The sequence below is a fragment of the Pontibaca salina genome, from assembly GCF_016307205.1.
Classification (GTDB): domain Bacteria; phylum Pseudomonadota; class Alphaproteobacteria; order Rhodobacterales; family Rhodobacteraceae; genus Pontibaca; species Pontibaca salina.
Genome location: NZ_JAEIJD010000006.1, coordinates 184,633 through 205,643, shown reverse-complemented (window position 1 = coordinate 205,643; position 21,011 = coordinate 184,633). Strand labels below are relative to the sequence as shown.

General features: G+C 58.9%; 22 protein-coding genes. 13 read left to right on the top strand and 9 right to left on the bottom strand.

Features of this window, described 5'->3' with window-relative positions; genetic code table 11:
- Positions 1–241, bottom strand: a 241-nt coding sequence (locus tag JAO82_RS09595; RefSeq protein ID WP_198686153.1) for a hypothetical protein, incomplete at its 3' end; no start/stop codon positions are given.
- Positions 242–1,293: 1,052 nt separating this feature from the next.
- Positions 1,294–1,782, bottom strand: coding sequence for a hypothetical protein (locus JAO82_RS09590; protein WP_198686152.1), 489 nt, complete (start codon positions 1,780–1,782; stop codon positions 1,294–1,296).
- Between JAO82_RS09590 and moaA the strand changes: the two genes are divergently transcribed.
- On the top strand, positions 1,781–2,788 hold the full coding sequence (gene moaA / locus JAO82_RS09585; protein ID WP_198686151.1) for a GTP 3',8-cyclase MoaA: 1,008 nt from the start codon (positions 1,781–1,783) through the stop codon (positions 2,786–2,788). The genes JAO82_RS09590 and moaA overlap by 2 nt on opposite strands.
- Positions 2,788–4,092, top strand: coding sequence for a 3-deoxy-D-manno-octulosonic acid transferase (locus JAO82_RS09580; protein ID WP_198686150.1), 1,305 nt, complete (start codon positions 2,788–2,790; stop codon positions 4,090–4,092). The genes moaA and JAO82_RS09580 overlap by 1 nt, the downstream gene beginning before the upstream one ends.
- A gap of 66 nt (positions 4,093–4,158) precedes the next feature.
- On the opposite strand, the gene JAO82_RS09575 is transcribed toward JAO82_RS09580, so the two are convergent.
- The 5 genes from JAO82_RS09575 to JAO82_RS09555 form a co-directional block, all read right to left on the bottom strand.
- Complete coding sequence (locus JAO82_RS09575) at positions 4,159–5,655, bottom strand: NAD(P)(+) transhydrogenase (Re/Si-specific) subunit beta (protein WP_198686149.1); 1,497 nt, start codon at positions 5,653–5,655, stop codon at positions 4,159–4,161.
- Positions 5,656–5,668: 13 nt separating this feature from the next.
- Positions 5,669–7,243 carry a Re/Si-specific NAD(P)(+) transhydrogenase subunit alpha gene (locus JAO82_RS09570; RefSeq protein WP_198686148.1) on the bottom strand — a complete coding sequence of 525 codons (1,575 nt, stop codon included), beginning with the start codon at positions 7,241–7,243 and terminating at the stop codon, positions 5,669–5,671.
- A 156-nt stretch (positions 7,244–7,399) separates the two neighbouring features.
- Entirely contained in the window at positions 7,400–7,849 is a 450-nt protein-coding gene (locus JAO82_RS09565; RefSeq protein ID WP_198686147.1) for a methyltransferase family protein, read from the bottom strand.
- Positions 7,850–8,094: 245 nt separating this feature from the next.
- Positions 8,095–8,871: a gamma-glutamyl-gamma-aminobutyrate hydrolase family protein gene (locus JAO82_RS09560; RefSeq protein ID WP_198686146.1), complete on the bottom strand. Its 777-nt coding sequence runs from the start codon at positions 8,869–8,871 to the stop codon at positions 8,095–8,097.
- A 233-nt stretch (positions 8,872–9,104) separates the two neighbouring features.
- Positions 9,105–9,350 (bottom strand): hypothetical protein, encoded by a 246-nt coding sequence (locus JAO82_RS09555; RefSeq protein ID WP_198686145.1) that lies wholly within the window; start codon positions 9,348–9,350, stop codon positions 9,105–9,107.
- Positions 9,351–9,457: 107 nt separating this feature from the next.
- On the opposite strand from JAO82_RS09555, the gene pepN reads away from it, so the two are divergent.
- From pepN to JAO82_RS09535, 4 genes are all read left to right on the top strand, one after another.
- Complete coding sequence (gene pepN, locus JAO82_RS09550; protein ID WP_198686144.1) at positions 9,458–12,013, top strand: aminopeptidase N; 2,556 nt, start codon at positions 9,458–9,460, stop codon at positions 12,011–12,013.
- Between the two features lie 82 nt (positions 12,014–12,095).
- A complete protein-coding gene (gene gatB / locus JAO82_RS09545; RefSeq protein WP_198686143.1) occupies positions 12,096–13,607 on the top strand; it encodes an Asp-tRNA(Asn)/Glu-tRNA(Gln) amidotransferase subunit GatB in 1,512 nt (503 codons plus the stop codon).
- An 11-nt stretch (positions 13,608–13,618) separates the two neighbouring features.
- Positions 13,619–14,113: a thioesterase family protein gene (locus JAO82_RS09540; protein ID WP_198686142.1), complete on the top strand. Its 495-nt coding sequence runs from the start codon at positions 13,619–13,621 to the stop codon at positions 14,111–14,113.
- 109 nt (positions 14,114–14,222) lie between these two features.
- The gene (locus JAO82_RS09535; protein ID WP_198686141.1) at positions 14,223–14,609 is read left to right on the top strand and encodes a DUF4177 domain-containing protein; all 387 of its coding nucleotides are present in this window, start codon (positions 14,223–14,225) and stop codon (positions 14,607–14,609) included.
- Here the strand turns inward: JAO82_RS09535 and JAO82_RS09530 are convergent.
- Positions 14,606–14,881 (bottom strand): BolA family protein, encoded by a 276-nt coding sequence (locus JAO82_RS09530; RefSeq protein ID WP_198686140.1) that lies wholly within the window; start codon positions 14,879–14,881, stop codon positions 14,606–14,608. The two genes, JAO82_RS09535 and JAO82_RS09530, sit on opposite strands and share 4 nt — an antisense overlap.
- Before the next feature lie 89 nt (positions 14,882–14,970).
- Here JAO82_RS09530 and JAO82_RS09525 point away from each other — a divergent pair, with 89 nt between their 5' ends.
- A complete protein-coding gene (locus tag JAO82_RS09525) occupies positions 14,971–15,603 on the top strand; it encodes a J domain-containing protein (RefSeq protein ID WP_198686139.1) in 633 nt (210 codons plus the stop codon).
- Between the two features lie 84 nt (positions 15,604–15,687).
- A complete protein-coding gene (gene cobS, locus JAO82_RS09520) occupies positions 15,688–16,674 on the top strand; it encodes a cobaltochelatase subunit CobS (RefSeq protein WP_198686138.1) in 987 nt (328 codons plus the stop codon).
- 345 nt (positions 16,675–17,019) lie between these two features.
- Here the strand turns inward: cobS and dapB are convergent, their stop codons facing one another.
- A complete protein-coding gene (dapB, locus tag JAO82_RS09515; RefSeq protein ID WP_198686137.1) occupies positions 17,020–17,829 on the bottom strand; it encodes a 4-hydroxy-tetrahydrodipicolinate reductase in 810 nt (269 codons plus the stop codon).
- A gap of 85 nt (positions 17,830–17,914) precedes the next feature.
- On the opposite strand from dapB, the gene rbfA reads away from it, so the two are divergent.
- The 5 genes from rbfA (at position 17,915) to rpsO (ending at position 20,939) form a co-directional block, all read left to right on the top strand.
- A complete protein-coding gene (gene rbfA / locus JAO82_RS09510; protein ID WP_198686136.1) occupies positions 17,915–18,310 on the top strand; it encodes a 30S ribosome-binding factor RbfA in 396 nt (131 codons plus the stop codon).
- Positions 18,307–19,050, top strand: a complete 744-nt coding sequence (locus JAO82_RS09505) for a phosphodiester glycosidase family protein (protein WP_198686135.1) — start codon at positions 18,307–18,309, stop codon at positions 19,048–19,050. The genes rbfA and JAO82_RS09505 overlap by 4 nt, the downstream gene beginning before the upstream one ends.
- Before the next feature lie 52 nt (positions 19,051–19,102).
- Entirely contained in the window at positions 19,103–20,008 is a 906-nt protein-coding gene (gene truB, locus JAO82_RS09500; protein WP_198686134.1) for a tRNA pseudouridine(55) synthase TruB, read from the top strand.
- On the top strand, positions 20,008–20,517 hold the full coding sequence (locus JAO82_RS09495) for a DUF1643 domain-containing protein (protein WP_198686133.1): 510 nt from the start codon (positions 20,008–20,010) through the stop codon (positions 20,515–20,517). Before truB ends, JAO82_RS09495 begins: the two co-directional genes overlap by 1 nt.
- A gap of 152 nt (positions 20,518–20,669) precedes the next feature.
- The gene (rpsO, locus tag JAO82_RS09490; protein WP_198686132.1) at positions 20,670–20,939 is read left to right on the top strand and encodes a 30S ribosomal protein S15; all 270 of its coding nucleotides are present in this window, start codon (positions 20,670–20,672) and stop codon (positions 20,937–20,939) included.
- Positions 20,940–21,011 lie beyond the last annotated feature (72 nt).

The following is a 21,011-nucleotide window of genomic DNA, read 5'->3' as shown; positions in this document are numbered from 1 at the left end:
ACCGCTCGCTCGGGGTGGTCAGAAACCGGGTCTCGACCTGGAAATCCTCGTCCGACACCGCCTGCATCGCCCGCGCGCCATTATTGGTCCGCCAGGCGTCATAATTGCCGTCTGGGGTCACCAGTTCCAGATAGGCATCATTGGCATCCGTCCCGACCGAGCCAGCAACCCCGGTCGGGCCCTCAATGGTCCAAACCAGATCGTCCAGGGACGGCCCGCTGAAATCATCGGATTTGAACACGTCCACTCTCCACTCGTTGCATATACCCAACAGCGATCGCCATCGGGCTATCTCTGGTTGTCAAAGAAAAAACTTCATTGCCAATTCCGGAAGCCGTTAATCAAATCGTCCTTGAAACGCCCGAATTCTATCGTCACTACCGACCTGCCGAAATAGCTCGGAAATAATTGGTAGTCAGGCCGATCCAGACCTTGGTGAAAGGGTTTTCCGCAACAGGGCTGCTGATCCCGACCTTCGGTGACGACGTCTATCGTTTTCGCAAAGTGGTTTCTTTGACCATAGCAGATTTCGGCGAAAACAGCGAGTTTTTTTGAAACATTCGCTGCAATTTAATAAAGGGTTGCTACCGCTACCATCTTCATGCCGACAAGGTACCATTTTCCGCCCCCACACCCGGGTCGCCCAAGGGGTGCTCGCACAGTCCGCCTGCGCTCATGCGCGCGATGTGGTCGCACTCGTAACGGACAAGCAATATCGTCAATGCGGAAAAAAGCAGGATGAAATGTGCATGCGTGCTTTTCTCACCGTTGTCAGTTCGCTATCATAGGTGCGGAACGTTTCCAGAAGTGTCCATATCTGAAACCAGCTAAAGCTCTGGTTTCGATAGGCTTTCTTTATAACGCTCCCCATCGAGGTACTCGAATGGTGAGAAATATCCTGATCGGCATAATTCTAGGGGGTACCGCATTTTTCGCGGCACTCCTCTTCGGAGCGTCGGTCCGGTTTTCCTTACTACTGTACTGCATGGCTGGAAGTATCGGCTTGATTGCGAGCGCGCTGGTGCAGCTCGCCACCGGCTTCCATAAACCAGCCTCTAAAACACTCGCAGACAAACCGCCGCCCGTGACGCCGGCATTGCCATCCTCCACCGGGCGCTCGTCGAAATCTGCAGCTCCCAAAACGCGCTAATCTAGAGAACCTGCCCAACGGCAAGCGCTGCATAGTTGCCCCTAACCTGATTGCCGACTTCGTGGGCGAAAACCACGAATTTTGCTGACTTAGGTCAAAGTATATGCCCGACAATAGGTTAATGCTGGATCTTGGCTGCAGGGTCATTTGCCGATGGTGACTTCCAACTGGATGAGATCGCCCAATGGGGCATCTAAACCACGCATCGCAGCAAGCGAAAGTCGGCTGCCTGCTGTGGCGGCCCCCTTGATCGGGATCAGTGTGACCGAGGCACTGACACCGCTGGAAACCACGCGAACGCGGCCCGGCGTTTCCTTCTGCACCAGCGGAGTTTCCAGCCACATGCCGGCCCGTCCCGGATCGCCCAAACTGGCCACGGTGCGCCGTGCGGTGCCGGACTCAGCCCCGCTCAGGGGCAAGGTTCTGTCAGACTCAGCTTCTACCTTGCCTGCCGCCTTGGGTTCGGCTGCAGGGGCTGACGAAGCAACAGTATCATTCAACGTGTCACAGCCGAACAGCAGTAGCGGCGCAAGCAGGAGTAAAAGCCTCATGGCGAAAACATTACACTGCCCTGTTTCAATTGTCACATCCCCCTTGTCGCCGCCGGGGCGAAACATTACCATCTCCGTCATGAATACCCCATTGATTGATCCATTCGCGCGCGCGATCACTTATCTGCGCGTCTCCGTCACCGACCGGTGTGATTTCCGCTGCGTCTATTGCATGTCGGAGAACATGACCTTTCTGCCCAAGAAAGAACTGCTGACGCTTGAGGAACTCGACCGCATGTGCAGCGCGTTCATTGACCTAGGGGTGGAAAAGCTGCGCATCACCGGGGGCGAACCGCTGGTCCGGCGCGGAATCATGACCTTTTTCAACGACATGTCGCGCCATCTGGAAAGAGGCGCGCTGAAAGAGCTGACGCTGACCACCAACGGCTCGCAGCTGGAACGGTATGCCGACGATTTGGCCGCGGCAGGGGTACGGCGGATCAATATCTCGCTTGACACACTGGACGAGGGCAAGTTCGCCGACGTAACCCGCTGGGGCCGCCTGCCGCAAGTGTTGCGCGGCATCGATGCGGCCCAGAAGGCCGGGCTGCGGGTCAAGATAAACACGGTTGCGCTCAAAGGTTTCAACGAAGAGGAACTGCCCAAGCTCACCGAATGGTGCGCCGAGCGCGGCATGGACCTGACTTGGATCGAGGTCATGCCGATGGGCGATATCGGCAACGAGAACCGCATCGGGCAATATTGGTCGCTGAAAGACGTGCGGGCGCAATACGAGAGTGCCTATACCGTCAGCGATCTGGCCGAACGGACTGGCGGACCGGCGCGCTATGTGCGGCTGGAGGAAACGGGTCAGAAGATCGGCTTCATCACACCGCTCAGCCACAATTTCTGCGAAAGCTGCAACCGTGTGCGCCTGACCTGCACGGGGGAGCTGTTCATGTGTCTCGGTCAAGAGGACAAGGCCGATCTGCGCCCTGCCCTGCGCGAACATCCCGACAGTGACCTGCCGCTGCACGACGCAATCCGCAATGCGATTCTACACAAGCCCAAGGGCCACGATTTCGACTATTCCCGCCAGCGTCTCGACGGGCAGATGTCGCGCCACATGAGCCATACGGGCGGCTGATGTCATCCGGCCGCTCCGGGCCAACGCCGCTGTTCCGAGTCTACCGCGCGGCCACCGGAATGCTTGCGCCGCTGGCATGGCAGATGGTGTCGCGCAAGCTGCGCCAGCACGACGTCTCGCCCCTTCGTATGCACGAGCGATTGGGCAATGCCAGCCAGCCCCGTCCGCTGGGCCGCGTGATCTGGTTTCATGCCGCCAGCGTCGGTGAAAGCCTGTCGGTATTGACCCTGATCGCGCGGATGGGCGAACGGCTAGAGGATGTACATTTTCTCATCACCTCGGGCACCGCGACCTCGGCCCGACTGATCGCGCAGCGCCTGCCAGCGCGCTGCCTGCACCAATTCGCGCCGCTTGATGCACCCGGACCGGTCGGCCGGTTCCTGAGCCACTGGCAACCCGATGCAGGGGTGTTTGTGGAGAGCGAGTTATGGCCAGTGATACTGACGACAGCCTCTGGACGCGGTATTCCGCTGGCGCTTTTAAACGCGCGCCTGTCGCAAAAATCGGTCACAGGCTGGCGCAAGCGTCCACGTACGGCCCGGTTCATATTGGACCAGTTCTCGCTGATACTGACCCAGAATCGCGAGACCGCCGGAAATTTGCGGGCCATGGGTGCCAATCCAGAACGGCTCCGCGTGGGCACCAATCTCAAGGCGATGTCAGCCCCCCTGCCCGTCACCGCCGATGATTTGACTGCATTGCAAAACGCTTTGAGCGGACGGAAGCATTGGTTGGCCAGCTCGACACATGCAGGCGAAGAAGAAACCGTGCTGGCGGCGCACCGTATGCTGCTGCGCGACTATCCGCAGCTTTGCCTGATGCTGATGCCCCGTCACCCGGAGCGGGGCGACGCGGTTGCAGCGCTGATTGCCGAGGCCGGCCTGACCTGCAGGCGCCGCAGCCAAGGTGCGCTGCCGGATCGTGGTACGCAGGTTTATCTGGCCGACACGCTGGGCGAGACGGGAACGTTCTACGCGCTCTGTCCGCGCGTATTTTTGGGAGGGTCGCTGCGGCCGATTGGCGGGCACAACCCGTTCGAGCCGGCGCAAGCCGGAGCGGCGGTGGCCAGCGGCCCAAATGTAAATAACTTCTCCGAAACCTATAGCGCTATGACCGCTTGCGGCGCTGCAACCTTCGTTGAAGATGCGTCGTCGCTCGCCGGGACGATCCGGCAATGGCTGGATGATCCTGCCGCTTTGGAGAGTGCCCGCGACGCCGCGCGTGAGTTCACCGCCGCACGTTCCGAGGAACTGGACGCCGTCGTGGATCTCTTGTGCGAGACATTGCGACTGGGCGAGGCCTGAAAGCCGGAAAGAAAAAAGCCCCGCCAGAAAAATCCGGCAGGGCTGTTTTTTTTAATGCTACCGATATCAGTCGACCAATGGCAGCAGCGCGCTCAGGCTATCCTTGGCATCGCCATAAAGCATCCGCGTATTGTCCTTGAAGAACAGCGGGTTTTCGATGCCGGAATATCCGGTCCCCTGCCCACGCTTTGAAACGAACACCTGCTTGGCTTTCCAGACTTCCAGTACCGGCATCCCGGCGATGGGGCTGTTGGGATCGTCCTGCGCTGCTGGGTTAACGATGTCGTTCGAGCCGATCACGATCACCACATCAGTTTCGGGGAAATCGTCGTTGATCTCATCCATCTCCAGCACGATGTCATAGGGCACCTTGGCCTCGGCCAGCAGCACGTTCATGTGGCCCGGCAGACGGCCCGCGACGGGATGGATTGCAAAACGCACTTCCTTACCCTTGGCGCGCAGCTTGTTGGTCAACTCGCTGACCGTGTTCTGCGCCTGCGCCACCGCCATGCCATAGCCCGGTACGATTACCACGCTGTCAGCATCGTTCAGAGCCTGTGCAACCCCATCGCCATCGATCGCCACCATTTCGCCTTCGATCTCGGCGGCGGGGCCGGAACTGCCGCCAAATCCGCCGAGTATCACGCTGACGAACTGGCGGTTCATCGCTTTACACATGATGTAGCTCAGGATCGCACCCGAGGACCCCACCAGCGCACCAACCACAATCAGCAGGTCATTGCCCAGGCTGAACCCGATCGCGGCCGCGGCCCAACCGGAATAAGAGTTCAGCATCGACACGACGACCGGCATGTCTGCGCCGCCGATGCCCATGATCAGGTGATAGCCAATAAACAACGCAGCCAGCGTCATCACAAAGATCGGCAGGAACCCGCCAGTGTTGAAATACCAGATCAGGCAGAGCAGCGAGATCGCCGCCGCACCAGCATTCAGCCCGTGGCCTCCCGGCAATTTGGTCGCGGCACTGCTCACCTTGCCCGCCAACTTGCCATAGGCGACAATCGAGCCGGTGAACGTAATCGCCCCAATGAAGATACCGAGGAACAGCTCGATCCGCAGGACCGAAATTTCGGCTGTGGTCTTTTCACTGACAACGGCCGCGAAGCCGTGGAAGCCATCGGTCAGTGCCGCCGCTGCGGCGTTGACCAGATGCGCACCCCCTTCGGCCAGCGGGAAAGGCACGTCGGCAGCGGCAAAAGCGGCCGCCACGCGACCGATCTCGACATGGGTATTAAAGCCCACGAAGACCGCGGCCAGACCGACGAGACTGTGCATTGCAGCGATAAGTTGGGGCATCTCGGTCATCTGCACGCGCACGGCGACATACCAGCCCAAGACACCCCCGGCCGCGATCAGCACAAGCGAAAGTGCCCAAAGCCCAGATCCGGGGCCGAACAATGTGGCGATGATGGCAAGCGCCATGCCGACAATGCCATACCAGACCGCACGTTTTGCGCTTTCCTGATTGTTCAACCCACCCAACGACAGGATGAAGAGAACGGCGGCGACCACATAGGCCGCAGTTGTGAATCCAAATTCCATTGCCCTGCTCCCTTTAGCTCTTCTGGAACATGGCGAGCATGCGCCGTGTCACGAGGAAACCGCCGAAGATGTTTATTCCGGCCATAAATACCGATATCGCGGCAAGCAGAATCACCAGCCACGAACCCGACCCGACCTGCATCAGCGCGCCGAGGATGATGATTGACGAAATCGCGTTGGTCACCGCCATCAACGGCGTGTGCAGCGAATGGGCCACCCCCCAAATCACTTGGTAGCCAACAAAGACCGCCAGCACGAAGACGATGAAATGCTGCAGGAAGCTGGCCGGCGCGATGGCGCCGATGAACAGCATCGCCGCAGCGCCAATGCCCAGCATGATCGCCTGCTGTTTGGTTGCCTCTTTGAACGCCGCAACCTCTTTTGCGCGTTTCTCTTCAGCGGTCAGTTCGCGGGCCGCCGGTTTTTTCGGTGCCGCGGCGATCGCCTGCACCTTGGGCGGTGGCGGCGGGAACGTTACCGCGTCGTCATGGGTGATCGTTGCGCCACGGATCACGTCGTCTTCCATGTCGTGAACGATACTACCGTCTTTTTCAGGTGTAAGATCGGCCAGCATGTGGCGAATATTGTTGGCATAAAGCGTGCTGGACTGCGTCGCCATTCGGCTCGCAAAATCGGTATAGCCAATAATCGTCACGCCGTTTTCGCTGACGATCTTTTCGTCCATCACGGTCAACTTACAGTTACCGCCCCGCTCGGCTGCCAAATCGACAATCACGCTGCCGGGCTTCATCGCCTGCACCATGTCCTCGGTCCAGAGTTCCGGCGCTTCGCGGTTGGGGATCAGTGCGGTGGTGATCACGATGTCGATATCCGGCGCAAGTTCACGGAACTTGGCCAGCTGCGCCTCGCGAAATTCGGGGGATGAGGGCGCAGCATAGCCACCGGTGCCCGAACCGTCCTGCTGTTCTTCCTCGAAATCCAGATAGACGAACTCGGCGCCCATCGATTCCACTTGTTCGGCCACTTCCGGACGCACATCGAAGGCGTAGGTGATCGCGCCGAGGCTGGTCGCGGTGCCGATCGCTGCCAGACCGGCAACACCTGCACCCACCACCAGCACCTTGGCCGGGGGCACCTTGCCCGCCGCTGTTACCTGACCGGTGAAGAAACGGCCGAAATTATTGCCGGCCTCAATCACCGCGCGATAGCCTGCGATATTGGCCATGGACGACAGCGCGTCCATTTTCTGGGCGCGGGAAATACGCGGCACCATATCCATGGCAACCACGGTTGCACCACGTTCGGCTGCCTGCTTCATCAGGTTTTCGTTGGCTGCAGGGTAGAACATCGAGATCAACGTCTGCCCCTTTTGCAAACGCTCAACCTCGGCCTCGGTGGGCGGGCGTACTTTGGTCACGACATCGGCGGACTCGAACAGCGCCTCAGCGGTTGGGGCAATCTCGACACCGGCCGCTTCATATAGCTGGTCCGAGAAACCAGCCGCCACGCCAGCGCCGGCTTCGATGATGCACTGATGACCCAATTTTTGCAGCGCCGTTGCGCTTTCCGGTGTCATGGCGACGCGCGCCTCACCTTCGAATATTTCTTTTGGTGTGCCTATCTTCACCTATTCGCCCCCCTATTGAAGCCTCTTAAACACATGGCAGATGAATGTATCGTTGATAATGAATGTATCATTAAAGCTGTTCCTATCGCGCAGTTCCATAGATCACAAGCGTCAAGTATATTGTATACCACGACACACCGACTGTGAATGTGCGGATCATAGCCAGCGGCGCGTTTTGTGGGCATAGCGCGCCCAATCAAGGCGAAACTCTCGGCGCATCCGATCTTCTTCCGGCAGGACGAAGCGGCGCTCCAGCACCCAGACAAAGAGCGGGATCAGGGGCAAGGACAGGACGGCGTCGAAAACAATGATCAAACCTGCCAGAACCATCACATCGCCCAGATACACAGGGTTGCGTGTTCGGCTGAAAATACCGGACTGTATCAACGTCTCCGGGGTGCGATGCGGCATTATCGTGGTGCGATGTCGACGGAATTCGGAAACCGCCAGTAGTATCAGCAATATGCCGCCCCCGATTAATATTCCCCCGACAAAATCCGCCCAATGACCTCCGAAGCTCAGGCCAAGCGGATAGAATTTTACCTGAACGCCTGCCATGATACTGAAACAAATCAGCCAGATAGGCGGCAGATCAATCCACTTCACTGCCACACCTCAAAACCACTCGACCCCGGTATAGAATAATTTTCAAAGCACGCCCATTGCATGTCCAACCCTGCTCATTGACGTCGTCTCCTTGGCATGGGCGCATACATGCGGATCGGAGGTAAAATGGTCGCACATTATAAATGTCCCCGTCTCGACATGCGTTAGGATCACCGCCAAGTCAATATAAATACGGTGGACCACATTCGCGCATAACTATAAGAAACACGCACAAGTCACTTATTTTAAGCGATTTTTTTCGCCGCTTCTGCAGGTTTGCCCGCGGCCCATTGGCGCACGGCCTCGCCAAAGGCGGCGAACAGCGGCCGCGATACCGGATCGTTTGCGGCGTTCCACTCGGGATGCCATTGAACGCCCAATGCGAAGCCCTTGGCGCCTTCGACATAAATTGCCTCGGGGGTGCCATCGCAAGCCTGACCATCGATCACGATACGCTCTCCCGCGGTCTTGATGCCCTGCCCGTGCAGCGTGTTGGTTATTATCTCGGTCTGGCCGAGGAGGCGATTAAAAAGCCCGCCCTCGGTCAACGTCACTCTGTGGCGCAAGGCAAATTTCTCTTCTAGCGTGCCATCGGGCGGCATGCGGTGGTTGTTACGACCTGGCAGATCGCGAATTTCGGGATGCAGCGTTCCGCCCATGGCCACGTTCAGTTCCTGAAAGCCCCGGCAGATCGCGAAGAACGGCTGCCCGCGTGCCACACAGGCCCGGACCAGCGGCAAAGTAATCGAATCGCGCGCCCGATCGAAATCACCATGGGCGCTGGTTTCGGCTTCGCCATATTCCTCGGGATGCACATTAGGCCGCCCGCCGGTCAGCAGAAAGCCGTCACATGTCTGCAGCAATTCGTCTATGGAAACAAATCGTGGATCGGCCGGGATCAACAGCGGCAGGCAGCCCGAGACACAGGCCACAGCTTCGGAGTTCATGGTGCCCCCTGCGTGGGCCGGGTATTCGTCGTTTACAAGGTAAGAGTTGCTGATGATGCCGACAATCGGACGCATGAAAACAGGATCCTGTGCAATACTGCTTCATAGATAAGCGGTTTGAGCGCGCAAATAAACTCCTCAGTTACGACATCGCTGAACAACTGCTTGCCTGATCACTGGGAGCTCACAAACCTGCCCGCTCGAAAGTTAAAGGGTCATGCAAGTAAATTGCATGACCCTTCACTGGTTAAACAGGTACTGGTTAATATACTGGTTAAAAAGGTACTGGTTACTATCTCGGTGTTTCCTTACTGTTCCGCAGGGGCCGGGTCTGCCTTGCTTTCAGGCGTGACCGGTTCGGCTGGTGCGGTGATTTCTGCCTCGCCCTGTGCCTCAATGGCCCGAGCATCGGTTTCCGGCGCAGGATAGGCAAAAACCCAGACCAGCCAGATCACGAACAACCCAAGCGCCAGACCGACCGCCACCCACATCCCGATCAGCGCTGCGCGATGGCGACGGGTTTGTTTCTCGATATCTGTCTTCGGCGCCGACATACTCACCTTCCTTGACCGTCTCACAACCCGATGCACACAGGTTGCACCCGGATTGCTGCGGACTTAACGTCGGCCAGCACCAATGGTTCCATTGCTGGAGAAGGCCAATGAAAGATTCGACACCACAGACTATTTTTTTGTCGGACTACACGCCCTTTGGCTGGCTGATCGACAGCGTCCATCTGACCTTTGATCTGGCTGCACATGCAACTCGCGTCATCAGCCGCATCGCATTTCGCCCCAACCCCGACGCGCCCGCTCAACAGTTCTTTCTGCATGGCAAGGATCTTACGCTCATCAATGCGCGTATCGATGGGCAGGACATTCAACCGGACATAAGTGATGAAGGCCTGAGCTGCCCAGTGCCCGAGGGCAGCTTTATCTGGGAGGCCGAGGTCGAGATCGACCCAACGAACAATACCGCGCTAGAGGGTTTATACGTCTCGAACGGGATGTATTGCACCCAGTGCGAGGCTGAGGGATTCCGCAAGATCACCTATTACCCTGACCGCCCCGACGTCATGGCGGTTTTCACGGTTGAGATCAAAGGCCCGCACCCGGTGTTGCTGTCCAACGGCAATCCGCAGACGGTCGGCACCGGCCACGCGATCTGGCATGATCCGTGGCCCAAACCCTCCTATCTATTCGCGCTGGTCGCAGGCGATCTCGTGGCTCACTCTGATTGGTTTATGACTGCCAGCGGCAACAAAGTCGATCTGAATTTATGGGTGCGTCCCGGTGACGAGGGCAAATGCGCTTTTGGCATGAGTGCGTTGAAACGGGCGATGCAGTGGGACGAACAGGTTTACGGGCGCGAATACGATCTGGACGTGTTCAACATCGTCGCCGTCGATGATTTCAACATGGGCGCGATGGAGAACAAGGGGCTGAACATCTTCAACTCTTCGGCTGTTCTCGCCAGCCCGGAAACCAGTACCGACGCCAACTTTGAGCGGATCGAAAGCATTATCGCACATGAGTATTTTCACAATTGGACCGGCAATCGGATCACTTGTCGCGATTGGTTCCAGCTATGCCTCAAAGAGGGACTCACGGTGTTTCGCGATGCTCAGTTCACCGCCGATATACGCAGCGCACCGGTCAAACGGATCAGCGATGTGATCGACCTGCGTACGCGCCAGTTCCCTGAGGATGATGGCCCTCTGTCCCATCCGGTTCGGCCTGAGAGTTTTCAGGAAATCAACAACTTCTATACCGCCACGGTCTATGAAAAGGGTGCCGAGGTAATCGGCATGCTTAAACGTCTTGTCGGTGACAGTGCTTATGCAGAAGCGCTGGAACTGTATTTCGCCCGGTATGATGGTCAGGCCATCACCATCGAGGATTGGCTAGCTGTGTTCGAAGACATAACCGAGCGCGACCTAACCCAGTTCAAACGCTGGTACTCACAGGCCGGCACGCCGCGCCTGTCTGTCAAAGAGACTTATGGATCAGGTAGCTACACGCTGACTTTCACCCAACATACTCCGCCAGGAAGCTATAGTCCCGACCCCCAGCCGCAGGTCATTCCTATCGATGTGGGTCTGTTGAATGCCAATGGCGACGAAGTGCTGGAGACGCAAACGCTGGAGATGACCGAGGCGACGCAGAGCTTCACTTTCGAGGGGCTGGCCAGCAGGCCCATCCCCTCGATCCTTCGCGATTTCTCGGCCCCCGTGATCCTGGAACGTGACAGCAACAACGACGAGCGCGCCTTCCTGCTGGCCCATGACACTGATCCGTTCAATCGCTGGGAGGCAGGTCGCGCGCTGGCCCGTGAAACACTTTGTGCCATGGCCACAAAGGGCAGCGCGCCGGATACCAGATATCTTGACGGCATTCGGAGTGTTCTGCGCGACAAGGCGCTGGACCCCGCCTATCGTGCGCTGATGCTGGAATTGCCGACGCAATCAGAACTGGCGCTGTTCATGTCCGATCGCGGCCTCACCCCGGACCCGGCTGCGATTTACGATGCCGTCCAGTCGCTGAAACAGGCGATGGCTGAGCAGCTGCGCGAAAACCTGCCCACCATCCTGGATGCCAACATCGTGCGGCAAGAGTATAAGCCGGATGCCGTGCAGTCCGGCAAGCGGGCACTTTATGGCGCGGCTCTGGCGCTAATGTCCCGGCTGGATGACGGCAGCCTCGCTGCCATGCAATACGCGCAAGCAGACAATATGACCCTGCAGCTCGGCGCGCTGTCTTGCCTGCTAGAGGTCGATAAGGGCGCACTCGAACTGGGCGCATTCTATGACCAATGGCAGGATGACCGGTTGGTGATCGACAAATGGTTTGCACTGCAGATTACGCGGGCTACGCCTGACCGCGCCGTGGCGGTCACAAGGGCCCTGACCAAACACCCCGATTTCAACTGGAAGAACCCGAACCGGTTTCGGGCCACGCTAGGGGCGCTTACGGGCAATCACGCAGGGTTCCACGCCGCCGACGGGTCAGGCTATGAACTGCTGGCCGACTGGTTGATCCGGCTTGATCCGGTGAACCCGCAAACCACCGCGCGTATGTGTACCGCGTTTCAGACCTGGCGGCGCTATGACGCCAGCCGACAGGCGCTGATCGGCGCACAGCTAGACCGGATCGCGGCCACCCCGGATTTGTCGGGTGATGTCACCGAGATGATTACCCGGATCAAGGCGGCGGCCTGAGTCGCCACGCCCACTTGCCCCGCTGGGCGCGCTGCCGTAGAACGCGCCCAACCCCCTTTACGGATGAAAAAGGCACTCGCCCATGCTGGATCTGACCTACGAAGCCCCAAAGCCCAAAACCATAGCCGGAGCAAAACATGACTGGGAACTGGTCATCGGGCTCGAGGTGCATGCGCAGATTTCATCCAAGGCGAAACTATTTTCCGGTGCTTCAACCGAGTTCGGCGCCGAGCCAAATTCGAACGTGTCTTTCATCGATGCGGCCATGCCCGGCATGCTGCCGGTGATCAATGAATACTGTGTCGAGCAGGCTGTGCGCACCGGGCTTGGGCTGAACGCGCAGATCAACCTGTGGTCGGCTTTCGATCGCAAGAATTACTTCTATCCCGACCTGCCGCAGGGCTATCAGATCTCCCAGCTTTACCACCCGATCGTGGGCGAAGGCGAAGTGCTGGTGGACATCGCCCCCGGCGTCGCCCGTCTGGTGCGGATCGAGCGGATTCACATCGAACAGGACGCTGGCAAGTCGATCCATGACATGGATCCGAACATGTCATTCGTCGATCTGAACCGAACCGGCGTGGCCCTGATGGAGATCGTCAGCCGCCCCGACATCCGCGGCCCCGAAGAGGCCGCAGCTTTTGTCACCAAACTGCGCCAGATCATGCGCTATCTGGGCACCTGTGATGGGAACATGCAAAGCGGCAGCTTGCGCGCCGATGTGAACCTGTCGATCTGCCGGCCCGGCGCATACGAGAAATATCAAGAAACCCAAGATTTCAGCCATCTGGGCACGCGGTGTGAAATCAAGAACATGAACTCGATGCGGTTCATCCAGCAAGCGATCGAAGTCGAGGCCCGTCGGCAGATTGCCATCGTCGAAGCCGGCGGCGAAGTTGAGCAGGAAACCCGCCTGTTTGACCCTGACAAGGGCGAAACTCGGTCGATGCGCTCAAAGGAAGAGGCGCACGATTACCGTTATTTCCCTGATCCCGACCTGCTGCCGTTGGAGCTTGAACAGGCTTGGGTGGACGAGATCAAAGCCAGCCTGCCCGAACTGCCGGACGCAAAAAAGGCCCGCTTCATGGGCGATTACGGGCTGACCGAATATGATGCCAGCGTGTTGACCGCCGATGTCGAATCCGCCGCCTATTTCGAGGCCGTCGCTAAGGGGCGCGATGGTAAGATGGCGGCGAATTGGGTCATCAACGAACTGTTCGGGAGGCTTAGAAAAGAGAGCCATCCAATCGCTGAAAGCCCGGTGTCGCCGGCCCAATTGGGCGGCATTATCGACCTGATCCAGAAAGGCGATATTTCCGGCAAGATTGCCAAGGATCTGTTTGAAATCGTCTACACTGATGGCGGCGACCCGGCGCAGATCGTGGTTGATCGCGGCATGAAACAGGTCACTGACACCGGCGCGATCGAAGCCGCAGTCGACAAGATCATCGCCGAAAATCCGGCACAGGTCGCAAAGGCCAAGGACAATCCGAGACTTGCCGGCTGGTTCGTCGGACAGGTGATGAAAGCGACCGGCGGCAAGGCCAACCCGAAAGTGGTCAACCAATTGGTTTCGCAAAAGCTGGCCGAGTGACGGAGAGTTTGATGACTATTCCCGCCCCGTTCATCTCTAGCGTGATGACCGTCCAGCCCGAATGGATCGACTATAACGGCCATATGAATATGGCTTATTATACGTTGCTGTTCGACCGCTGCGCCGACGAAGCCTATGCCTATCTCGGCTTTGGTGCCGAATATGCCGCGACCAGCGGATTCACCACCTATACCGGCGCGTTTCAGATCCGGTATCGCCGCGAACTGCACGAGGGCGACCGGGTGCGGGTGCATCTGCGCCTGCTCGACCATGACAATAGCAAATTCCACACTTGGCAGGAGCTTTATCACGAGGACGGTTGGCTGGCCGCCACCGGTGAAGCTCTGGGCCTGCATATCGACCAGTCTGGACCCAAGGTCGCCCCCTTTCCGCCCGACATCCACCAACGGCTTGCCGCCATGAAAACGGCACATGAACCCTTGGGCATACCAGCGTCGGCGGGCCGCCCGATCGGTCTCAAGCGTAAAATCGCTACCGACGGGTGAATTTAGGAACCCGTATTGCAAAAACTATACGCGTGACCATATCGGTAGGCAGACACCCCCAGAGAACACAATAACATCAATGACATGACGCTCCCGCAGGGCTTATAGAATGTACGAATACAAGGTCATACCTGCCCCTGACCGGGGCGAGAAGACGCGCAGCGTGAAAACGCCCGAAGGACGTTTCGCGCGATCCATCGAGGCTGCGCTCAATGAGATGGCAGCAGCGGGCTGGGAATTCCAGCGCGCGGAGACCCTGCCCAGCACGGAACGCAGCGGCTTTACTGGCTCGAGCGTTAACATGCGCAGCCTGCTGATATTCCGCCGCCCCCAAGAAGGCGACGCGGCGCAATTCCAGCCCCGCAAACTCGAAGGGCCCGCCGCCGCAGGGGCACCAACCCTTAACACCCCAGAGCGAAGCGGCGGATCACCTCCGCTCGCTGATGGGCGCAAGGATCCTGTGATCGCTGCGCCCGCGAAAAAACAGGACAGCTAAGTGCCTATATCCAGTGATAGCGCGTGGATTTGTGAAATCAGATCCGCACCAAGGGCGTCATGCACCGCACGATGGCGCGCAATGCGTGACTGACCTTCAAAGATGCCAGCACGAATGCGAACGTTGAAATGGCTTTCGCCACCTTCACGAAATCCCGCATGACCCCGATGACTTTCGCTGTCGTCAACCACGTCCAGCACATGGGGCGCAAAGGCGTGCTCCAGGCGCTGGCGGATCTGCGTGGTTACGCTTGTCGGATTAGAGTGCGTCAATATATCTGCCCTACCCTCTGTTAACTTACGTTCTTTAGCTTAGACTGTGTGATCCGAATCTTAAAGACGTGTCCAATAAGGAGCAGGCCGTGACAAAACCAGACCCGTTCGGATTTGACATGTCAGTGTCATCCGCCAAAAAAAAGAACCCCCGCGGCCGACGGGGCATGTCGGGTGAATCTGAAACATCGGTACGTCAATGCGAAGCCGAGGGCTGCGTGGAGCCGGGCCGCTATCGCGCCCCCAAGGCACCGGATGTACTGGACGACTATTTTTGGTTCTGCCAGAAACACGTCCGGGAATACAACCTCAAGTGGAACTTTTTCGATGGCACCACCGAGGCTGAAATCAACGCCCAACAAACCAGCGACAAAGTGTGGGAACGCACCACCCGGCCCATGGGCGACCCTGAGGCACGGGCTTGGGCCCGTTTGGGAATCGAAGACCCGCATCAGGTTCTAGGCGAAAATGCCACACGCAATCCCGGTCGGAGACCGGGTGCGGCCAGTGGGCGCCGCCTGCCCCCGACCGAACGGCGCGCGATCGAAATTCTTGAGGCCAAGGACAATTGGACTAAAGCCGACCTACGCCGCGCCTATAAGGCGTTGATCAAGGTGCTGCATCCTGACATGAACGGCGGCGACCGCAGTCAGGAAGAACAGCTGCAACTGGTAGTCTGGGCTTGGGATCAGCTGAAGGCCAGTCGAAATTTCAAGGACTGATCTCTTGCCCTTGGGCAGCAATTGTTGCACGACGAGGCAATTATAGCGCGCCGCGCAGCGTACAGTACGAAAGGGATGCAGCCCATGGCTGATGGCATGATCGACATCAACGCGAAACCAACCGAGGAAATCTCGGTCTCGGAGGTGTTCGGAATCGACACGTCGATGCGCGTCAAAGGATTTGCCGAGCGCACGGAGCGGGTGCCAGAGATCGACAGCACCTACAAATTTGACCCCGACACCACTTTGGCAATTCTGGCCGGATTCGCATACAATCGACGGGTGATGATCCAAGGCTATCACGGCACCGGCAAGTCCACCCACATCGAACAGGTCGCAGCGCGGCTGAACTGGCCGACAGTCCGGGTGAACCTCGACAGCCATATCAGCCGGATCGACCTGATCGGAAAAGATGCGATCAAGCTGCGCGATGGCAAACAGGTGACTGAGTTCCACGAGGGAATCCTGCCTTGGGCACTGCGTAACCCAACCGCCATCGTATTCGACGAATATGATGCTGGCCGGGCCGACGTGATGTTCGTGATCCAGCGGGTTCTGGAGCATGATGGCAAGCTCACGCTTCTGGATCAGAACGAGATCATCACGCCCAACCCTTACTTCCGCCTGTTTGCGACCGCCAACACCGTGGGTCTGGGCGACACCACGGGCCTTTACCACGGGACGCAACAGATCAACCAAGCCCAGATGGACCGCTGGAGCCTTGTCGCGACACTGAACTACCTGTCCCATGACGGTGAAACCGCGATCGTTCTGGCCAAATCTCCGCATTACAACACCGAAAAGGGCCGTCAGATCGTCAGCCAGATGGTTACGGTCGCCGACCTGACACGTACAGCTTTCATGAATGGCGACCTGTCCACGGTAATGAGCCCGCGGACCGTCATCACCTGGGCGCAGAACGCCGCGATCTTTCGCAATGTCGGTTACGCGTTCCGTCTGTCCTTCCTGAACAAATGCGACGAACTGGAGCGCCAGACCGTGGCCGAGTTCTATCAGCGCTGTTTCGACGAGGAACTGCCCGAAAGTGCCGCAAGCGTAAGCGTCGCCTGACCGCGTCCTCGCGCGCCCCTGCGGCGTGACCGAGACCGGCGCCAGATCGAAGGCCGATGAGGACGACCATCCGGTAATAAGGAGATGGAACTGCTGAAACGATGGCCGCTTCGAACGGGCTACGGGCAAGTGCAGGCACGCGCGGCCACAATGTCTCATGCGGCCATCGGGACCGAATCAATTGTCTGCGGGTAAGGTCACGGTAGTCCGCCGGCTTTTTTGGCAGCGGACTGCCCTCTATCTCTGCAAACAGCACTCCGCCCATGCGGATCGCTGTTCAAGACAAGGGTGCCCTTGATGGGCGACGCGCTGGTTTGCGCCGCCCCAAAACCTGACTGTGCCTTGCTACAGCCCCAGCACATCGATCATGTCATATTCGCCGGGGGTCTTACCCTGCCCCCACACCGCCGCCTTCAGCGCGCCGCGGGCAAAGACTAACCGGTCGGTGGCAATATGCCGCAAGATGATACGCTCGCCAGCGGCGGCAAACATCACATCATGTTCGCCCACGATATCGCCGCCTCTGATCACCGCGAATCCGATGTCGCCGCGCTTGCGCGCTCCTGTAATGCCATCGCGGCCGCGATCCGATACATCCGCCAGCGCAACGCCACGCCCGTCGGCAGCGGCCTGCCCCAGCATCAGCGCGGTGCCCGATGGCGCATCAACCTTTTGATTGTGATGCGATTCGACCACCTCGATATCAAAATCCTCGTCCAGCGCCGCCGCAACCTTGCGGGTCAGTTGAGTCAACAGATTCACGCCAAGGCTCATGTTACCGGCGCGCACGATCACCGCGGCCTGCGCTGCAGGTTTTAACGCTTCCAATTGCGAGTCACTGAACCCCGTCGTCCCGATCACGTGCACGATACCCGCTTGCGCAGCGTAGGCGGCGAAGTCCAGTGTCGCCTCGGGGGCGGTGAAATCAATCACTGCCTGCGCCTTTGAAAACGCGTCCGCTGCGTCTGCGGTCACCGATACACCCAGTTCTGCACCGCCCATCGCAACCCCGACATCCTGACCGATCCAGCTGTGGCCGGTGCGCTCGACCGCGCCCACAAGCCGGGCCTTTGCGCTGCCCGCAACGGTGCGGATCAGCATCTGGCCCATGCGACCCGATGCCCCGGTGATAACGATTCCCGGCAGTTGTGTCATGTTACGCCCTTTCCTCACAGATGGTTGCTGAGTATCCAATCAATGCCCGCTTGGCAAAACCTCTGTTAACGCCTAAGTCAGCGCCATGGCCAAGAACAAATTCCATGATGGACCCGGCCCGACGCAGCGTCAGCTGCGGGTGGGCGAACTGATCCGGCGCACGCTGTCAGATGTACTGGCGCGCGGCGACCTCCACGATGCTGACCTAAGCCGCATGTCGATCACCGTGGGCGAAGTGCGGGTTTCGCCCGATCTGCGTGTGGCGACTGCCTATGTCCTGCCGTTAGGCGGAGAAGGTCAAGATAGCGTTGTGCGTCTGCTCGCTGATAACAAGAACGAATTGCGCCGCGCAGTTGCCAAGCAATTGGCGCTGAAATTTGCGCCCGACTTGCGTTTTCGTCTGGACAAGACCTTTGACCAGATGGACGAGACCCGCCGATTGCTGAATCAGGAGGCGGTCCGCCGCGATCTGGAGAAATGATCCGAGCGGGGGTCGCCGCGCTATTGCTTTTGCTGGCGACCGCCGCCGCTGGCGACCCGGTCCACTGTCAGAATCATGAATATGCGGGCAATGGCTATGCAGTCTGTATTGTGGACGCGGAAAACGCCGATTTGCGGCTGTTTTTACGCGACGATTCGGGCACTGTTCTAGGACAGTTCTCGACCATCGAAACAGCGCTGGCCGTTGAGGGGCGCAAGCTTGCGTTCGCAATGAATGCGGGCATGTATCACAGCGACCGCGCGCCGGTCGGCTTATATGTCGAAAACGGCAACGAGGAAATGCGCGTGATTTCCGATTCGGGGCCGGGCAATTTCGGGTTGCTGCCCAATGGCGTCTTTTGCATCAGAGATGACCGCGCCGATGTGTTCGAGACATTGGCCTTTGTTGATGAAGCCCCCGAATGCCGGCACGCGACACAATCCGGCCCGATGCTGGTGATTAACGGTGAATTGCACCCGCGTTTCCTGATCGACAGCACTTCGCGCTATATTCGCAACGGTGTCGGAACCAGTGCTGACGGCAGCCGCGCAGTGTTCGTGATCTCGCGCAATTCCGTCACCTTTCATGAATTTGGCAGCTTTTTTCGCGACGCGCTAGAGATCCCCAACGCGCTCTATTTCGACGGCAATATTTCACGGCTTTATGCCCCGGTGATCAAGCGCAAGGATCTTGGCTTTGCCATGGGTCCGGTGGTCGGGGTGACCGTGCCGCGCGATTGACGCGCGCAGCACCATCGGCTAGGCGACCGTGCTTATCGACAAGGAATGGATGATGGCACGCAAGAAAAAAGGGCGCGATATTTCCGGCTGGCTGGTGATCGACAAACCGGCCGGGCCGACCTCGACCGCGATTGTGAACAAGGTCCGCTGGGCGCTGGATGCGAAAAAGGCAGGCCATGCCGGGACGCTTGATCCCGATGCGACCGGGGTGTTGGCGATTGCACTGGGCGAGGCAACCAAAACCGTGCCCTATATCACCGATGCGCTTAAGGCCTATGAATTCACCGTGCGGCTGGGTCAGGAAACCAATACCGACGATGCCGAGGGCGAGGTGACTGCCACCAGTGATCTGCGCCCCACGGATGACGCGATCAAGGCGGCGCTAGGGCAGTTCGTTGGCGACATCATGCAGGTCCCGCCGCAGTTTTCGGCCGTCAAGATCGATGGCGAACGCGCCTATAAACGCGCCCGTGGCGGTGAGCAGATGGAAATCGCTGCCCGCCCGCTCTGGGTCGAGGAACTGCTGCTGACCGACCGCCCGGACGCGGATCACGTCACGCTGGAAATGACCTGCGGCAAGGGCGGTTACGTGCGCTCGATCGCACGCGATCTGGGGCAGGCGTTGGGATGTCTGGGCCATGTCACCCAACTGCGCCGGATCTGGTCGGGGCCGTTCGATGCCGAAGACGGCCTGACGCTCGAGCAGGTTGAGGCACTCGCGCGCACACCCGAACTTGATTCCCATATCCTGCCGCTGGAAACCGGGCTTTCGGACCTGCCTGAAGTGCGCTGCACGCCCGAAGGTGCCGCCCGTCTGCGCAATGGCAATCCCGGCCTCGTGATCGCCGCGGATGTGGAATACGGCGACGAGGCTTGGGCCTCGCTCGATGGGCGTGCGCTGGCTGTCGGCACTTACAAGGCGGGCGAATTGCACCCCAGCCGCGTGTTCAACACCTGATGATCACCCGTACCCACACCAAAGGCGATGCGCCATCAACCGCGATCTATTCGGATTGCGAACGCTATCGCTATAGTTTGACGCGCGTGTGGGACGCGCGCGGAAAACGCGCGCATTTCGTGATGTTGAACCCCTCGACTGCGACCGAAATGCAGAACGACCCCACCGTCGAGCGCTGCGAACGGCGCGCCCGCACATTAGGATTTGGCGCGTTTCGCGTGACCAATATATTCGCCTGGCGCGACACCGACCCCCGCGCCATGCGCGCGGCTGCGGACCCGGTCGGGCCTGCCAATGACGCCGCAATTCTTGACGGTCTAGACTGGGCCGAACAGACTATTGCGGCTTGGGGCACGCATGGCGCCCATCTGGATCGCGGCCCGCAGATCGCAGATCTTTTGCACCAAAGCGGCAAGCCAATCTATCACCTCGGTCTCAGCAAGGCGGGTCATCCCAAACATCCGCTTTACCTGCCCTATTCGCAGCAACCCCAACTCTGGCTCCCCTGAAACCGTTTGCCACCTCGGAAAATACCGTCTATAGGCGCGCAGCCGCAACGGATTCGGCCCCATGCCGGTCTGAAGCGGTTCCCTCCACGGGCCTGTGCTGGACGACATCCCGGCCAGAGCCATTCCGACAAACCCTAACCAAGGAGACCCCGATGTCGATTACCGCCGAAGAAAAACAACGCGTGATGAAAGAATTTGCAACCAAGGAAGGCGACACCGGTTCGCCCGAGGTGCAGATTGCGATCCTGTCCTCGCGCATTGCCACTCTGACCGAGCATTTCAAGACCCATAAGGAAGACAACCACGGTCGCCGTGGCCTTTTGAAAATGGTCGCAACACGCCGCAAATTGCTGGATTATACCAAGGCCAAGGATGAGGCCCGCTACAAGGACCTGATCAAACGTCTGGGCCTGCGCCGCTAAGCTGAGCAGATCGACGCGTGCCGACAAGCGGGCAAGCAAGGACACTCTGCGATCCGGCACCAAGTAACCGCA

Bases quoted from the DNA above. Each gene is read 5' to 3' on its own strand.
- moaA (WP_198686151.1), top strand. From the start codon at position 1,781: ATGAATACCCCATTGATTGATCCATTCGCGCGCGCGATCACTTATCTG.
- JAO82_RS09590 (WP_198686152.1), bottom strand. From the start codon at position 1,782: ATGACGGAGATGGTAATGTTTCGCCCCGGCGGCGACAAGGGGGATGTG.
- JAO82_RS09580 (WP_198686150.1), top strand. From the start codon at position 2,788: ATGTCATCCGGCCGCTCCGGGCCAACGCCGCTGTTCCGAGTCTACCGC.
- JAO82_RS09575 (WP_198686149.1), bottom strand. From the start codon at position 5,655: ATGGAATTTGGATTCACAACTGCGGCCTATGTGGTCGCCGCCGTTCTC.
- JAO82_RS09560 (WP_198686146.1), bottom strand. From the start codon at position 8,871: ATGCGTCCGATTGTCGGCATCATCAGCAACTCTTACCTTGTAAACGAC.
- JAO82_RS09555 (WP_198686145.1), bottom strand. From the start codon at position 9,350: ATGTCGGCGCCGAAGACAGATATCGAGAAACAAACCCGTCGCCATCGC.
- pepN (WP_198686144.1), top strand. From the start codon at position 9,458: ATGAAAGATTCGACACCACAGACTATTTTTTTGTCGGACTACACGCCC.
- gatB (WP_198686143.1), top strand. From the start codon at position 12,096: ATGCTGGATCTGACCTACGAAGCCCCAAAGCCCAAAACCATAGCCGGA.
- JAO82_RS09540 (WP_198686142.1), top strand. From the start codon at position 13,619: ATGACTATTCCCGCCCCGTTCATCTCTAGCGTGATGACCGTCCAGCCC.
- JAO82_RS09535 (WP_198686141.1), top strand. From the start codon at position 14,223: ATGTACGAATACAAGGTCATACCTGCCCCTGACCGGGGCGAGAAGACG.
- cobS (WP_198686138.1), top strand. From the start codon at position 15,688: ATGGCTGATGGCATGATCGACATCAACGCGAAACCAACCGAGGAAATC.
- dapB (WP_198686137.1), bottom strand. From the start codon at position 17,829: ATGACACAACTGCCGGGAATCGTTATCACCGGGGCATCGGGTCGCATG.
- rbfA (WP_198686136.1), top strand. From the start codon at position 17,915: ATGGCCAAGAACAAATTCCATGATGGACCCGGCCCGACGCAGCGTCAG.
- JAO82_RS09505 (WP_198686135.1), top strand. From the start codon at position 18,307: ATGATCCGAGCGGGGGTCGCCGCGCTATTGCTTTTGCTGGCGACCGCC.
- truB (WP_198686134.1), top strand. From the start codon at position 19,103: ATGGCACGCAAGAAAAAAGGGCGCGATATTTCCGGCTGGCTGGTGATC.
- JAO82_RS09495 (WP_198686133.1), top strand. From the start codon at position 20,008: ATGATCACCCGTACCCACACCAAAGGCGATGCGCCATCAACCGCGATC.
- rpsO (WP_198686132.1), top strand. From the start codon at position 20,670: ATGTCGATTACCGCCGAAGAAAAACAACGCGTGATGAAAGAATTTGCA.